General features: G+C 66.8%; 1 protein-coding gene. It reads left to right on the forward strand.

Annotation, left to right across the window (positions count from 1 at the left end):
* Window positions 1–112: 112 nt before the first annotated feature.
* Window positions 113–1,552 (forward strand): IS4 family transposase (locus ACWD04_RS33980; RefSeq protein ID WP_451137583.1); only part of this gene is annotated, 1,440 nt, incomplete at its 3' end.

Here is a 1,552-nt window from a genome sequence, read left to right on the forward strand (position 1 = left end):
CCAATGCCACGAAGTTAAGGCTCAGTTGACGTTGTCAAGCGCGAGTGCTCACGAGACGGGCCTCTGCTATCCAGGGGATCGACCAAGATCTTCCTGAGAGAGCAGAGGCCCGGTGGCACAGTCTGTCACGTACGGAATCGATGACGTGTTCGCTCCTGGACATGTCGGTGAATTGACGCAGGTCATCCCGCCCGAGCTGGTGGATGCGGTGCTGGACGAGACCGGGACCCGCGAGCGACGGCTGCGCAGTCTCCCCTCACGCGTCGGGGTGTACTTCGTGCTCGCGCTCGGGCTGTTCGGACACCTTGGCGCCGGGCTGGTGTGGGGCAAGCTCGTGGCCGGACTGACCACTGCGGTGCCGCAGACGTCGGAGAAGGCCCTTCGCGATCTGCGACGGAGGATCGGTGTAGCCCCGCTTCAGCGACTGTTCGACGTGCTGGCAGGCCCGTTGGCCCAACCCTCCACCCCCGGAGTGCGCTACCGGCTCTGGCGGACGGTCGCCTTCGACGGCTGCGGGAGCCTGAACGTCCCTGATCACGAACGGAACCGGTCCTGGCTCGGCCGTACGGAGCGCCGCCATGGCCCTTCCGGTTACCCCCGGCTGATGCTGATGACCTTGTGCGAAACTGGCACCCGCGGCCTGATCGCCGCCGTCTTCGGACCCGCCTCGAAGGGCGAAACCGACTATGCGCACGAGCTGGTCAAACATCTGACCTCGGACATGCTCCTGCTGGCGGACCGCGCCTTCGACAGCAACAGACTGCTCGCAGACATCGCGGCTCAGGGGGCACAGTTCCTGATCCGTGCCACCAGCACCCGGCGCCCACCGGTGCTGGCGTTGCTGCCCGACGGCTCCTACCTCACCCGGATCGGCAGCGTTCGGCTGCGGGTGATCGAGGCCGAGGTCCGCTCCCGTACCGCCGACGGCGACGACTTCGGCGGAACCTACCGCCTGCTCACCACGCTGATCGACCACCGCACGGATCCAGCAGATCGCCTGATCGGTCTCTACCATGAGCGCTGGGAGATCGAGACCGCGTACCTGGCACTACGCCACACCCTGCTCAAAGGCCGCGTTCTACGGTCGAAGGATCCAGTGGGCCTCATCCAGGAAATGTGGGGACTGCTGGCCATCTACCAGGCCCTGCGGTCGATGATGCTGACCGCGGTGGAGACAGTATCCGGCTGCGATCCCGACCGGGCCGGCTTCACCGTGGCCCTGGAGGCCGCGCGCGACATGGTCGTCAGAGCCGCCGGGACGACTACAGCCTCGAGTGGACGCCCCGACCTGGTCGGACATATCGGCGCCTGTGTCCTGCAGGCGCTGTTGCCCAAGCGCCGGATGCGACTGTCCGCTCGCATCGTCAAGTGCGGAACGTCCCGTTATGCCATCTGGAACCGCGACGGGCGACCTCGCGACAGCACGCCGATCACCACCATCGTGATCACCGTGCACCCACCGGCTCTCCCCACCGCGCATGCCCCAGACCAGGCCGCTACCGGCCGCTGGGGGCAGGTCTGCCGGATCCTGGCGTACAACTCCAACCAGGCC

The sequence above is a fragment of the Streptomyces sp. NPDC002911 genome, from assembly GCF_053591835.1.